The organism is Streptomyces sp. NPDC046727 (genome assembly GCF_040645635.1).
In the GTDB taxonomy this organism is placed as follows: domain Bacteria; phylum Actinomycetota; class Actinomycetes; order Streptomycetales; family Streptomycetaceae; genus Streptomyces.
The window spans coordinates 126,075-138,803 of sequence record NZ_JBEYYR010000002.1 but is presented as its reverse complement, the minus strand read 5'-3'; the positions used below and the strand labels follow the sequence as shown (position 1 = coordinate 138,803).

Sequence of the window (12,729 nt, the reverse complement as noted above, 5' to 3'; positions counted from 1 at the left end):
CGCGCCCCCCCACCCCCGTCCCACAAGGGACACTCACACCGCCCACCCCCCCCCCCCCCCGGGGGGGCGCCCCCCCCCCCCCCCCCCCCCCGCCCGTTTGTTTGTGCCCCGCCCTGATCGATCATCGCTCATTTGTTGCGTAAAGATTTCATCTGAGAGCAAGTTCTGGCACTCAGTGCCTTGCCACCTGACACGCGGTGTCATACGTTGAAGGTGTCCGGGCGGCCGGCGAGCAGAGACCTTTCGTTCGCCGGCTGTCCCCGCAAGCTCATGGCCTGCGCGCCCGGACGCCTGCGTCACAGGCAACCTCCCGCGCCACAAAGCGCTGCCGAAGCACCACCGAGCCGAACCGACGGCACACCTTTTCAAAAACCCTCAGCAGCACTCAGCAGCACCGACGATCCCCCAGCGCCCCTCCCTCAGGGCGCTCACCGCCGGAGGCAACACCGTGACCGTGAAGGACATCCTGGACGCGATCCAGTCGAAGGACGCCACGTCCGCCGACTTCGCCGCCCTGCCGCTCCCCGAGTCGTACCGCGCGATCACCGTCCACAAGGACGAAACGGAGATGTTCGCGGGCCTCGCGACCCGCGACAAGGACCCGCGCAAGTCGATCCACCTGGACGAGGTGCCGGTGCCCGAACTGGGCCCCGGCGAGGCCCTGGTGGCCGTCATGGCCTCCTCGGTCAACTACAACTCGGTGTGGACCTCGATCTTCGAGCCGCTGCCGACGTTCGGCTTCCTGGAGCGCTACGGCAAGCTCAGCGAGCTCACCAAGCGCCACGACCTGCCGTACCACATCATCGGCTCCGACCTCGCGGGCGTCGTCCTGCGCACCGGCCCCGGCGTGAACGCCTGGAAGCCCGGTGACGAGGTCGTCGCGCACTGCCTCTCCGTCGAGCTGGAGTCCTCCGACGGCCACAACGACACGATGCTCGACCCCGAGCAGCGGATCTGGGGCTTCGAGACCAACTTCGGCGGCCTCGCCGAGATCGCGCTCGTCAAGTCCAACCAGCTGATGCCCAAGCCGCAGCACCTGAGCTGGGAGGAGGCCGCCGCTCCGGGCCTGGTCAACTCCACCGCGTACCGGCAGCTGGTGTCCCGCAACGGCGCCGGCATGAAGCAGGGCGACAACGTCCTGATCTGGGGCGCGAGCGGCGGACTCGGCTCGTACGCCACCCAGTTCGCGCTGGCCGGCGGCGCCAACCCGATCTGTGTCGTCTCCAGCGACCAGAAGGCGGACATCTGCCGCTCGATGGGCGCCGAGGCGATCATCGACCGCAACGCCGAGGGCTACAAGTTCTGGAAGGACGAGAACACCCAGGACCCGAAGGAGTGGAAGCGCTTCGGCAAGCGCATCCGCGAGCTGACCGGCGGCGAGGACATCGACATCGTCTTCGAGCACCCCGGCCGCGAGACCTTCGGCGCCTCGGTGTTCGTCACCCGCAAGGGCGGCACCATCACCACGTGCGCCTCGACCTCGGGCTACATGCACGAGTACGACAACCGCTATCTGTGGATGTCGCTGAAGCGGATCATCGGCTCGCACTTCGCCAACTACCGCGAGGCCTGGGAGGCCAACCGGCTCATCGCGAAGGGCAAGATCCACCCGACGCTGTCGAAGACCTACTCCCTGGAGGAGACCGGTCAGGCCGCCTACGACGTCCACCGCAACCTGCACCAGGGCAAGGTCGGTGTGCTGTGCCTCGCGCCCGAGGAAGGCCTCGGCGTGCGCGACGAGGAGATGCGCGCCAAGCACCTCGACGCGATCAACCGCTTCCGGAACATCTGAGGGCCCGGAGAGTCATAGATGACAGAGCGTCAGAAGGACCGTCCGTGGCTCATGCGGACGTACGCCGGTCACTCCACGGCCGAGGCGTCCAACGAGCTGTACCGGCGCAACCTCGCCAAGGGCCAGACCGGCCTGTCGGTCGCGTTCGACCTGCCGACACAGACCGGCTACGACTCCGACCACATCCTCGCCCGCGGCGAGGTCGGCCGGGTGGGCGTGCCCGTCGCGCACCTCGGTGACATGCGCCGGCTGTTCCAGGACATCCCCCTGGAGCAGATGAACACCTCGATGACGATCAACGCCACCGCCATGTGGCTGCTGGCGCTCTACCAGGTCGTCGCCGAGGAGCAGGGCGCGGACATCACCCAGCTCCAGGGCACGACCCAGAACGACATCGTCAAGGAGTACCTGTCCCGCGGGACGCACGTCTTCCCGCCGGGACCCTCGCTCCGCCTGACGACGGACATGATCGCGTACACGGTCTCCCACATCCCGAAGTGGAACCCGATCAACATCTGCAGCTACCACCTGCAGGAGGCCGGGGCCACGCCGGTGCAGGAGATCGCGTACGCGATGTCCACCGCGATCGCCGTACTGGACGCCGTGCGCGACTCCGGCCAGGTGCCGCCGGAGCGCATGGGCGACGTGGTCGCGCGCATCTCCTTCTTCGTGAACGCGGGCGTCCGCTTCATCGAGGAGATGTGCAAGATGCGGGCGTTCGGCCGCATCTGGGACAAGATCACGCGTGAGCGGTACGGCATCGAGAACCCCAAGCAGCGCCGTTTCCGCTACGGCGTCCAGGTCAACTCCCTCGGGCTGACCGAGGCGCAGCCGGAGAACAACGTCCAGCGGATCGTGCTGGAGATGCTCGCGGTGACCCTGTCCAAGGACGCACGCGCGCGTGCCGTGCAGCTGCCCGCCTGGAACGAGGCCCTGGGGCTGCCCCGGCCCTGGGACCAGCAGTGGAGCCTGCGCATCCAGCAGGTGCTCGCCTACGAGAGCGATCTGCTGGAGTACGAGGACATCTTCGAGGGCTCGAAGGTGATCGAGGCGAAGGTGGACCAGCTGGTCCAGGACACCCTCGCGGAGATCGACCGGATCCAGGAGATGGGCGGTGCGATGGCCGCCGTGGAGTCCGGCTACCTGAAGTCGCAGCTGGTCTCCTCGCACGCCGAGCGCCGGGCCCGGATCGAGTCCGGCCAGGAGAAGATCGTCGGTGTCAACGTCTTCGAGGGCACCGAGCCGAACCCGCTGACGGCCGACCTGGACACCGCGATCCAGACGGTGGACCCGGCGGTCGAGAACCGGGTCATCGAGTCGCTCCAGCGCTGGCGGGACACCCGCTACCAGCCGCCCTTCAACCACCCGCGCCCCTGCAAGGCGCTGGAGCGGCTGAAGGAGGCCGCGAAGGGCACCGACAACCTCATGGAGGCCACCCTCGAGTGCGCCCGCGCCGGGGTCACCACCGGGGAGTGGGCGGGCGCCCTGCGCGAGGTGTTCGGCGAGTACCGGGCGCCCACCGGGGTGTCCTCGGCGCCGGTGGCCGTCCCCGTCGAGGCCGGCTCGGCCCTCGCGGAGGTCCGCGCCAAGGTGGACGACACCGCCCGCGACCTGGGCGTCGCCCGCTTGCGCTTCCTGGTCGGCAAGCCCGGCCTGGACGGGCACTCCAACGGCGCCGAGCAGATCGCCGTCCGCGCGCGGGACGCCGGCTTCGAGGTGGTCTACCAGGGCATCCGGCTCACCCCCGAGCAGATCGTGGACGCGGCCCTGGCCGAGGACGTGCACGCGGTGGGCCTGTCGATCCTGTCCGGCTCGCACGCCCAGCTGGTCCCGGACGTCCTGGAGCGGCTCCGTGTGGCCGGTGCCACAGATATACCGGTGATCGCCGGTGGCATCATCCCGAATGGTGACGCCGAAGAGCTGCGGGCCGCCGGAGTGGCCGCGGTCTTCACCCCGAAGGACTTCGACATCACCGGAATCATCGGCCGCATCGTCGACGAGATCCGGAAAGCGAACAAGCTCGACCCCCTGGAGGTCCCCGCATGACGACCGTCAACCGCCTTCGCCCGCGGCGCTCCTGCCTGGCCGTACCGGGCAGCAACCCGCGCTTCCTGGAGAAGGCGCAGGGCCTCCCCGCGGACCAGGTCTTCCTGGACCTGGAGGACGCGTGCGCCCCGCTCGCCAAGCCCGAGGCGCGGCACACCATCGTCAAGTTCCTCAACGAGGGTGACTGGACCGGCAAGACGCGTGTCGTGCGTGTCAACGACTGGACGACCGAGTGGACGTACCGCGACGTCGTGACCGTCGTCGAGGGCGCCGGCCAGAACCTCGACTGCATCATGCTGCCGAAGGTCCAGAACGCCGAGCAGATCGTCGCCCTGGACCTGCTGCTGACGCAGATCGAGAAGACCATGGGCTTCGAGGTCGGCAAGATCGGCATCGAGGCACAGATCGAGAACGCGCAGGGCCTCAACAACGTCAACGCGATCGCGCAGGCCTCGCCGCGCGTCGAGACGATCATCTTCGGCCCGGCCGACTTCATGGCCTCCATCAACATGAAGTCGCTGGTCGTGGGCGAGCAGCCGCCCGGCTACCCGGCGGACGCCTACCACTACATCCTGATGAAGATCCTGATGGCCGCCCGCGCCAACAACCTCCAGGCGATCGACGGCCCCTACCTCCAGATCCGCAACATCGACGGCTACCGCGAGGTCGCCCAGCGCGCCGCCGCGCTCGGCTTCGACGGCAAGTGGGTGCTGCACCCGGGCCAGGTCGAGGCGTCCAACGAGATCTTCTCGCCCTCCCAGGAGGACTACGACCACGCCGAGCTGATCCTGGACGCGTACGACTACTACACGTCCGAGGCGGGCGGCAAGAAGGGCTCCGCGATGCTCGGCGACGAGATGATCGACGAGGCCAGCCGCAAGATGGCCCTGGTCATCTCCGGCAAGGGCCGCGCCGCCGGCATGCAGCGCACCAGCAAGTTCGAGATCCCGGAGGCCTGAGCGCGATGCAGTTCGGACGGACCTACGAGGAGTTCGAGGTCGGGGCGACGTACAAGCACTGGCCGGGCAAGACGGTCACGGAGTACGACGACCACCTGTTCTGTCTCCTCACCATGAACCACCACCCGCTCCACATGGACACCAACTACGCCGAGAAGACGACGGACTTCGGCAAGAACGTGGTGGTCGGGAACTACATCTACTCGCTGCTGCTCGGCATGAGCGTGCCGGACATCTCCGGCAAGGCCATCGCCAACCTGGAGATCGAGTCGCTCAAGCACGTGGCGCCGACCTTCCACGGCGACACGATCTACGGCGAGACGACCGTGCTCGACAAGTGGCCGTCGAAGTCGAAGAACGACCGCGGCATCGTCTACGTCGAGACCAAGGGCTACAAGCAGGACGGCACCCTGGTGTGCGTCTTCCGCCGCAAGGTCATGGTGCCCACCGAGACCTACATCAAGGAGCGCGGCGGCGAGCAGCCCGGCCGCCCGGAGCTGAAGCAGCAGGAGAAGTAATGGCGCGCCTCGCCCAGACCGCCGGTCTGACCGACGTCCAGCAGGAGATCCTCTCCACCGTCCGGGACTTTGTCGACAAGGAGATCATCCCTGTCGCGACCGAGCTGGAGCACCGCGACGAGTACCCGCAGCAGATCGTGGACGGCCTGAAGGAACTCGGCCTGTTCGGTCTGATGATCCCCGAGGAGTACGGGGGCCTGGGCGAGTCGCTCCTCACCTACGCGCTGTGCGTGGAGGAGATCGCCCGTGGCTGGATGTCGGTGTCCGGCATCATCAACACCCACTTCATCGTCGCGTACATGCTCAAGCAGCACGGCACCCAGGAGCAGAAGGACCACTTCCTGCCGAGGATGGCGGCCGGCGACATCCGGGGAGCCTTCTCGATGTCGGAGCCGGGCCTGGGCTCCGATGTGTCGGCGATCACGTCGAAGGCGGTCAAGGACGGCGAGGAGTACGTCCTGAACGGTCAGAAGATGTGGCTGACGAACGGCGGCACGTCGTCGCTCGTGGCCGTCCTGGTCCGGAGTGACGAAGGACTCACCCCCGAAGAGGCGGCCGCCAAGCCGCACAAGTCGATGACCACCTTCCTGATCGAGAAGGAGCCTGGCTTCGGCGAGGTCCGCCCGGGCCTCACCATCCCCGGCAAGATCGAGAAGATGGGCTACAAGGGTGTCGACACCACCGAGTTGATCATGGATGGCCTGCGCCTTCCGGCCGATCGGGTGCTCGGCGGGGTCACCGGCCGAGGTTTTTACCAAATGATGGACGGCGTCGAGGTCGGCCGCGTCAATGTGGCGGCACGCGGCTGCGGCGTCGCGCAGCGCGCCTTCGAGCTCGGCGTCCAGTACGCCCAGCAGCGGCACACCTTCGGCAAGCCGATCGCCCAGCACCAGGCCATCCAGTTCAAGCTGGCCGAGATGGGCACCAAGGTCGAGGCCGCGCATGCCATGATGGTCAATGCGGCACGCAAAAAGGACTCCGGGGAACGAAACGACCTCGAAGCAGGGATGGCGAAGTACCTCGCCTCCGAGTACTGCAAGGAGGTCGTGGAGGACGCCTTCCGGATCCACGGCGGCTACGGCTTCTCCAAGGAGTACGAGATCGAGCGCCTCTACCGGGAGGCCCCGATGCTGCTCATCGGTGAAGGTACCGCCGAGATCCAGAAAATGATCATCGGGCGCAGGCTGCTCGAAGAGTATCGATTCCAGGGCTGATTGTCCGGATACGGGGTGTTTTCTTCGAGAAGAAGATCACACCCCGTAGGCACTCTTCAGCCGCCGACTCGGCTGCCTGGCTTGCCCAGTTGTAGGCCGCGCCCGGTACGATCCCCGGAAAGCCGCCGTCCCCCGTTGAGCGCGGCATCATCCGCTACGAAGGTCATCCATGCCCCACAGCCAAACCTCTGCACACCGCGACAGCCTGGTAGGCGCACGCCTCGCGCGCGGAGCATCGCCGTGGCTTCTCCCGACCGTCGCCACCGCAGCCCTCAGCCTGGCCCGCGCCCGCCGCTCCGGCGTGGCGAAGGCCGTGGCCGTGCCCGCCACCGCACTCGCGGCGGGCATGCTGTGGTTCTTCCGCGACCCCGAGCGCGAGATCGCCCAGGGCCGGGTCATCTCGCCCGCCGACGGTGTGGTGCAGAGCATCATGCCGTGGAAGGACGGGCGTACCCGCGTCGCGATCTTCATGAGCCCGCTCAACGTGCACGTCAACCGCGCGCCCCTCTCGGGCACGGTGACGTCGGTCGAGCACATCCCCGGCGGCTTTGTTCCGGCTTTCAACAAGGAGAGCGAGAACAACGAGCGCGTAGTCTGGCATTTCGACACCGAACTCGGCGACATCGAGATGATCCAGATCGCCGGCGCGGTGGCCCGCCGCATCGTGCCCTACATCCCGGAGGGCACGAAGGTCGAGCAGGGCGACCGCATCGGTCTGATCCGCTTCGGCTCGCGTGTCGACCTCTACCTGCCCGAGGGCGTGGAGGTCGCGGTCGAGGTCGGACAGAAGACCGTGGCTGGGGTGACTCGCATTGACCGTGATTGATCCGGAGACCCAGGCAGGCTGGGTGCCCGAGGCCGACGAGGTGGACGACGAGGAGGAGATGCCCCTCTCGCTCCGCCTGTCGATAGCGGACACCCTCACGCTGGGCAACGCCACGTGCGGCTTCATGGCGGTGTACTTCACCACCACCGGGATCCTGATCCCGGACCTCACCGGCAGCCCGGCGACCGGCATGACCCGCCACAGCGCGGCCACGGCGGTCATCCTGATGCTGTGCGCGGCCGTGTTCGACCTGTTCGACGGACTGGTGGCGAGGAAGCTGCGCTCCTCCCCCATGGGCGCCGAGCTGGACAACCTGTCCGACCTGATCAGCTTCGGCCTCGCGCCCGCGTACTTCGTGCTCGTCTACGGCATGGTCGCGGACGACGCCCACCAGCGGGTGGCCGCCGTGGGCGCCATCGTGGTGCTGCTGGCGGTGGTGCTGAGACTCGCCCGCTTCAGCTGCGTGACGATGAAGGACGGCATGTTCCAGGGCATGCCCTCACCGTTCGGCGCACTGACTGTCGTGTCGATCGTGCTGCTGGAGCTGCCGTTCGTGGCGACGCTGCTGGCGATCCTGGGGACGGCGTGGCTGATGGTGAGCCGGGTGGAGTACCCGAAGCCGCGCGGCCGGCTGGCCGTGGCCATGCTGTCGTGGATCGTCGTGTCGATGGGCCTGCTGGTGGCCTGGGCCTTCGACGCGCCGAGCGGTCAGCTGCTGCTCCAGACGGGCTGCGCGCTGCAGCTGGTCATGGGCGCGGTGATTCCGCTGTTCGCCACGGCTCGGCGGGTGAACAACTTCCGCGACAATCGCCGTGAGGCTCGGGCCGCGCAGTTGCCGTAGCCCGGCGTACGACGAAGGGCCCCTTACCCGGGATGGGTAGGGGGCCCTCTCTTGTGCCCGCGCCCTGGGGGCTCCGCCCCCAGGGGGTTCAGCTCAGGTGGTTCTCGGCGATGCGGGCGGCGACGCGCTCCAGGATCGGGCCGGCGTCCGCGATGCACTTGGTGACGTCCGGCTCGACCGAGGTGAGGGGGTAGGCCCGCCCGATACCGGCCCGCAGCAACGCCTCCTCCGGCAGAGCGAGCCGGCCGCACACCGCCACGACCTCCTTGCCCGCGGCCCGAGCCGCGGCGGCGACTCCCGCCGGCGCCTTCCCGTGCAGCGTCTGCTCGTCCAGCGAACCCTCCCCGGTGATCACCAGCGAGGCCCGCTCCAGCGCGGGCGCGAAGCCCAGGACGTCCAGCATGACCTCGATACCAGGGCGGAACCCGGCGCCGAGGAGGAGGGCGCCGTAGCCGATGCCGCCGGCCGCGCCCGCGCCGGGCGACGCCGCGTACGCCGCGGCCCGCGGCCCGGCCTCGGCCTCCAGGACCTTCGCGAAGTGGGCCAGCGCCGCGTCCAGGGTCGCCACGTCGTCCGGTGAGGCCCCCTTCTGCGGGCCGTACACCGCCGGCGCGCCCTTCGGCCCGGTCAGCGGGTTGTCGACGTCGCTGGCCAGCACCAGTTCGACCGAGGACAGCCGGGGGTCGAGACCGGAGAGGTCGGCGCGGGCCAGCTCGGCGAGGCCGCCGCCGCCCGGGGGCACCGGTTCGCCGTCCTCGGTGAGGAACCGGGCGCCCAGCGCGGACAGCATCCCGGCCCCGCCGTCCGTCGTGGCGCTGCCGCCGACACCGAACACGATCGTCCGCGCGCCCGCGTCCAGCGCGGCCCGCAGCAGCTCCCCGGAGCCGTACGTCGAGGCGGTGAGCGGGGCGAAGACCCCGGCCGGGAGGCGCTGGAGTCCGCTCGCCTCGGCCATCTCCACCACCGCGGTGTCCCCGCGCAGCGCGAACGCGGCCGTCACCTCCTGGCCGAGCGGCCCGGCGACCCGGATCTCGTGCCGTTCGAAGCCGGCCGCGACCGCCGCGTCCACGGTCCCGTCGCCGCCGTCGGCCACGGGCAGCGCCTCGACGTCGAGATCCGGCACGACACGGCGCAACCCGGCCGTCACCCGCTCGGCGACCTGCACGGCCGTCAGCGAGCCCTTGAACTTGTCCGCGGCGATGAGCACCCGACGGGTCTCGTTCACTGCAGCGTCCGCCACCTTGTCTTCCCCTTGCTCTGCGGGCCCCGCGCATGTCAGGGCCAGTCGCGCCGCTGTGACCATAACCGCAGGACACCCCCGCCGTCATGCCCCGCCCGCACCCTGGGAAACGGCTGAGAGCCGGCGGGGCGAAACGGGTACACCCCTGCCATGAGCACCCAGCGCACCGAGTCCTCCCTCGCCGACCGCGTCCACGGCGGCTGGCTGGGCCGGATCGCCGGCAACATGCTCGGCAAACCGGTCGAACAGGGCGACGTGTGGACCCGCGACCGCATCGACCGCTATCTGCGCCGGGCCGCGGCCCTGCCGCTGACCGACTACCTCCCCGAGCCCGCCGACCCGGCCGAGGCCGCCGTACTGCGCCCGGAGTGGCGGAGCTGTGTGCGCGGCCGGATCCACGGCAGCTGCCGGGACGACGACGTCGACTACGCGATCCTCGGCCTGCACCTGCTGGAGACCCACGGCTTCGGCTTCAGCACCGAGCAGGTCGGCGACCTGTGGCTGCTCCGGCTGCCGTACCTGCAGACCTTCACGGCGGAACGGGCGGCGTACCGGAACCTCGCGAACGGGATGAAGCCGCCGCTGACGGCGACGTACGACAACCCGTACCAGGAGTGGATCGGCGCGCTGATCCGCGCCGACGTCTACGGCTGGACCTGCCCCGGCGATCCCGTCCGGGCCGCCGGTCTGGCCCGCCGGGACGCGGTGCTCTCGCACACCGGCAACGGCGTCTACGGCGCCATGTGGGCGGCCGCGCTCATCGCGGCGGCCTTCACCGCCCCGACCGTCCGGGACGCCCTGGACACGGCGCTCACGGTCGTCCCGGCGAGCAGCCGCCTGGCCCGTACGGTACGGCGGGTCACGAGCCTGCACGAGACCCGGCTGCCCTGGGAGGAGACCCTGGCCACGGTGTCCGCGGAGACCGCCGGGCTCGGCTGGATCCACACCGTCCCGAACGCCGCCGTCCTCACCGCCGGGCTGCTGTACGGCGACGGCGACTTCACCCGGACCGTCGCCCTGACCGTGCGCGGCGGCCTGGACACCGACTCCAACGGGGCGACGGCCGGCTCGGTGGCCGGCGTCCTCACCGGGGCGGACGCGATCCCGGCCCAGTGGCGGGAGCCGCTGGAGGACACGGTGCGCAGCGCGGTGTTCGGCTTCGACGGCGTACGGATCAGTGCGCTGGCCGAACGCACCCTGCGCCTGGCGACGAACGGGACGTAGCGGCCGGGTGACTGGTTACCCTTCCCCAATGACCACCACTCCTGACTTCGCCGCGTACATCGCGAGCCTGCCCCGTGTCCTCGCCGGTGCCGCCGCGCTCTTCCGGGACGCCGAGGGGCGGGTGCTGCTCGTCGAGCCCAACTACCGCGACGGCTGGGCGCTGCCGGGCGGGACGATCGAGTCCGACGCGGGGGAGACGCCTCGCCAGGGCGCCCGCCGGGAGACGCTGGAGGAGATCGGCCTGGACCGCGAGCCGGGCCGGCTGCTGGCGGTGGACTGGGTGAGCGGCACGGGCCGGCCGCCGCTGGTGGCGTACCTGTACGACGGTGGCGTCCTCACCGAGGCCGAGCTGAAGTCCATCCGCCTCCAGGAGGAGGAGCTGCTGTCCTGGCGCCTGGTCGCCCGCGACGACCTCACCGCCCATCTGCCCGGCGCGCTCGGCCGCCGCGTGCTGGCCGCCCTGGACGTCCTCGCGGACGGCTCCGGCACGGTGGAACTGGAGCACGGCCACCGGGTGGCCTGACCGCTCAGCCCTCCGGGTCCCGCGGCTTGGTGTCCACCTCGCGCAGCGCCTCGTCCCGGGCGGCGATCCGTGCCTCGGTCCGGTGCCCGCGCTGGATGTAGTCCCGCACGACCAGCTCGACGGCGTCCTGCGGATTGCCCACCCCCGCGAGCACCATGACCTCCACGACGAGCTGGGCATCGAGCGAGACAGTCACCTTGGCCATGCCGGGACGCTAGCACCGGCGGGCTCCCCGCCGGGGCCGAATCCGCCGACCCGGGGAACGGTTGAGCGATATTCGTTCGCGGAGGCCCGCCGTCCCGCCCTACGCTCGATGGCATGGCCAAGCCTCTCGTCGCCCTGCTCAGCGGGGCCGGTATCTCCACCGACTCCGGAATCCCCGACTACCGCGGGCCGAACGGGCTGTGGCGGCGGGATCCGGAGGCCGAGAAGCTCGTGACGTACGAGTACTACATGGCGGATCCGGAGATCCGGCGGCGGTCCTGGCAGATGCGGCGCGAGAGCCGCACGCTCGGGGCCGAGCCGAACGCGGCGCACCGGGCCGTCGCCGAGCTGGAGCGGTCCGGCGTCCCGGTGCGGGTCATCACGCAGAACGTGGACGGGCTGCACCAGCTCGCCGGGGTGCCCGCCCGCAAGGTGCTCGAACTGCACGGCAGCGCGCACGGCGTGGTGTGCACGGGGTGCCGGGCGCGGGGGTCGATGGAGGACGCGCTCGCCCGGGTGGACGCCGGTGAGGAGGACCCGGCGTGCCTGGAGTGCGGGGGCATCCTGAAGTCGGCGACCGTGATGTTCGGCCAGCGGCTGGATCCGGTGGTCCTCGGCGATGCCCTGGCGATCAGCAAGGCGTGCACGGTGTTCGTCGCCGTCGGCAGCAGCCTGCAGGTGCAGCCCGCCGCCGGGCTGGTCGGGGTGGCCGCCGACAACGGCGCCCACCTGATCATCGTCAACGCCGAGCCGACGCCGTACGACGAACGCGCCGACGAGGTCGTACGGGAGCCGATCGGCACCGCGCTGCCGCCGTTGCTGCGCGACCTGGGCCGGCGCTTCGGCGACTAGGCCCTGTCAGAAGAGCGCGGTGCCGCGTTCGAAGTCCAGCAGGCGGCGCTTGCGGTCCAGGCCGCCGCCGTAGCCGGTGAGGTCACCGCCCGCGCCGATGACGCGGTGGCAGGGCACGATGATGCCGACCGGGTTCTTCCCGTTGGCGAGACCGACGGCGCGGGACGCCTTGGGGTTGCCCAGGGCGTCGGCCAGTTGGCCGTACGAGCGCGTCTCGCCGTACGGGATCCGGGTCAGCTGCTCCCAGACGCTGCGCTGGAACGGGGTTCCGTTCAGGCGGAGTTCGAGGGTGAACTCCTTCAACTCGCCCGCGAAGTAGGCATCGAGCTGCTCCTCGGCCTCCCCGAAGGGGGCGTCGTCGAGCGTGCCGAACGTCTCCTCCGACGGGCGATGGCGCTGGTCGGTCATGTAGAGGCCGCACAGGACGCCGTCGTCGGCGACGAGCGTGAGCGGGCCGTAGGGGCTGTCGATGACGGTGTGCTGCTTCATG

At 70.0% G+C, this 12,729-nt stretch carries 13 protein-coding genes; 10 read left to right on the top strand and 3 right to left on the bottom strand.

All coding sequences use genetic code 11. The features are described 5' to 3' along the window. The first annotated feature begins 454 nt into the window (after positions 1-454). The 7 genes from ccrA (at position 455) to pssA (ending at position 8,196) form a co-directional block, all read left to right on the top strand. Positions 455-1,792, top strand: coding sequence for a crotonyl-CoA carboxylase/reductase (gene ccrA, locus ABZ937_RS02780; protein WP_361685409.1), 1,338 nt, complete (start codon positions 455-457; stop codon positions 1,790-1,792). An 18-nt stretch (positions 1,793-1,810) separates the two neighbouring features. Then, a complete protein-coding gene (locus ABZ937_RS02775; RefSeq protein WP_361684929.1) occupies positions 1,811-3,838 on the top strand; it encodes a protein meaA in 2,028 nt (675 codons plus the stop codon). Beyond that, positions 3,835-4,797: a CoA ester lyase gene (locus ABZ937_RS02770; RefSeq protein WP_361684927.1), complete on the top strand. Its 963-nt coding sequence runs from the start codon at positions 3,835-3,837 to the stop codon at positions 4,795-4,797. Before ABZ937_RS02775 ends, ABZ937_RS02770 begins: the two co-directional genes overlap by 4 nt. A gap of 5 nt (positions 4,798-4,802) precedes the next feature. Next, entirely contained in the window at positions 4,803-5,315 is a 513-nt protein-coding gene (locus ABZ937_RS02765; protein WP_019757884.1) for a MaoC family dehydratase, read from the top strand. Next, on the top strand, positions 5,315-6,529 hold the full coding sequence (locus ABZ937_RS02760; protein ID WP_361684925.1) for an acyl-CoA dehydrogenase family protein: 1,215 nt from the start codon (positions 5,315-5,317) through the stop codon (positions 6,527-6,529). The genes ABZ937_RS02765 and ABZ937_RS02760 overlap by 1 nt, the downstream gene beginning before the upstream one ends. A gap of 169 nt (positions 6,530-6,698) precedes the next feature. Continuing rightward, complete coding sequence (locus ABZ937_RS02755; protein ID WP_361684923.1) at positions 6,699-7,355, top strand: phosphatidylserine decarboxylase; 657 nt, start codon at positions 6,699-6,701, stop codon at positions 7,353-7,355. Between the two features lie 22 nt (positions 7,356-7,377). After that, positions 7,378-8,196: a CDP-diacylglycerol--serine O-phosphatidyltransferase gene (pssA, locus tag ABZ937_RS02750; RefSeq protein WP_361685407.1), complete on the top strand. Its 819-nt coding sequence runs from the start codon at positions 7,378-7,380 to the stop codon at positions 8,194-8,196. 88 nt (positions 8,197-8,284) lie between these two features. On the opposite strand, the gene ABZ937_RS02745 is transcribed toward pssA, so the two are convergent. Next, positions 8,285-9,421 (bottom strand): glycerate kinase, encoded by a 1,137-nt coding sequence (locus ABZ937_RS02745; protein WP_361684921.1) that lies wholly within the window; start codon positions 9,419-9,421, stop codon positions 8,285-8,287. Between the two features lie 165 nt (positions 9,422-9,586). On the opposite strand from ABZ937_RS02745, the gene ABZ937_RS02740 reads away from it, so the two are divergent. Beyond that, positions 9,587-10,660 carry an ADP-ribosylglycohydrolase family protein gene (locus tag ABZ937_RS02740; RefSeq protein WP_361684919.1) on the top strand — a complete coding sequence of 358 codons (1,074 nt, stop codon included), beginning with the start codon at positions 9,587-9,589 and terminating at the stop codon, positions 10,658-10,660. Between the two features lie 28 nt (positions 10,661-10,688). Beyond that, entirely contained in the window at positions 10,689-11,183 is a 495-nt protein-coding gene (locus ABZ937_RS02735; protein ID WP_361684917.1) for an NUDIX hydrolase, read from the top strand. A 4-nt stretch (positions 11,184-11,187) separates the two neighbouring features. On the opposite strand, the gene ABZ937_RS02730 is transcribed toward ABZ937_RS02735, so the two are convergent. After that, positions 11,188-11,388 carry a DUF2191 domain-containing protein gene (locus tag ABZ937_RS02730; RefSeq protein WP_361684915.1) on the bottom strand — a complete coding sequence of 67 codons (201 nt, stop codon included), beginning with the start codon at positions 11,386-11,388 and terminating at the stop codon, positions 11,188-11,190. Positions 11,389-11,501: 113 nt separating this feature from the next. On the opposite strand from ABZ937_RS02730, the gene ABZ937_RS02725 reads away from it, so the two are divergent. Beyond that, a complete protein-coding gene (locus tag ABZ937_RS02725) occupies positions 11,502-12,239 on the top strand; it encodes a Sir2 family NAD-dependent protein deacetylase (RefSeq protein ID WP_361684913.1) in 738 nt (245 codons plus the stop codon). Between the two features lie 6 nt (positions 12,240-12,245). On the opposite strand, the gene ABZ937_RS02720 is transcribed toward ABZ937_RS02725, so the two are convergent. Beyond that, positions 12,246-12,728 carry a methylated-DNA--[protein]-cysteine S-methyltransferase gene (locus ABZ937_RS02720; RefSeq protein WP_361684911.1) on the bottom strand — a complete coding sequence of 161 codons (483 nt, stop codon included), beginning with the start codon at positions 12,726-12,728 and terminating at the stop codon, positions 12,246-12,248. Position 12,729 lies beyond the last annotated feature (1 nt).

Coding starts and splice junctions, on each gene's coding strand:
- ABZ937_RS02775 (WP_361684929.1), top strand. CDS start 1,811: ATGACAGAGCGTCAGAAGGACCGTCCGTGGCTCATGCGGACGTACGCC.
- ABZ937_RS02770 (WP_361684927.1), top strand. CDS start 3,835: ATGACGACCGTCAACCGCCTTCGCCCGCGGCGCTCCTGCCTGGCCGTA.
- ABZ937_RS02765 (WP_019757884.1), top strand. CDS start 4,803: ATGCAGTTCGGACGGACCTACGAGGAGTTCGAGGTCGGGGCGACGTAC.
- ABZ937_RS02760 (WP_361684925.1), top strand. CDS start 5,315: ATGGCGCGCCTCGCCCAGACCGCCGGTCTGACCGACGTCCAGCAGGAG.
- ABZ937_RS02755 (WP_361684923.1), top strand. CDS start 6,699: ATGCCCCACAGCCAAACCTCTGCACACCGCGACAGCCTGGTAGGCGCA.
- ABZ937_RS02740 (WP_361684919.1), top strand. CDS start 9,587: ATGAGCACCCAGCGCACCGAGTCCTCCCTCGCCGACCGCGTCCACGGC.
- ABZ937_RS02735 (WP_361684917.1), top strand. CDS start 10,689: ATGACCACCACTCCTGACTTCGCCGCGTACATCGCGAGCCTGCCCCGT.
- ABZ937_RS02730 (WP_361684915.1), bottom strand. CDS start 11,388: ATGGCCAAGGTGACTGTCTCGCTCGATGCCCAGCTCGTCGTGGAGGTC.
- ABZ937_RS02725 (WP_361684913.1), top strand. CDS start 11,502: ATGGCCAAGCCTCTCGTCGCCCTGCTCAGCGGGGCCGGTATCTCCACC.
- ABZ937_RS02720 (WP_361684911.1), bottom strand. CDS start 12,728: ATGAAGCAGCACACCGTCATCGACAGCCCCTACGGCCCGCTCACGCTC.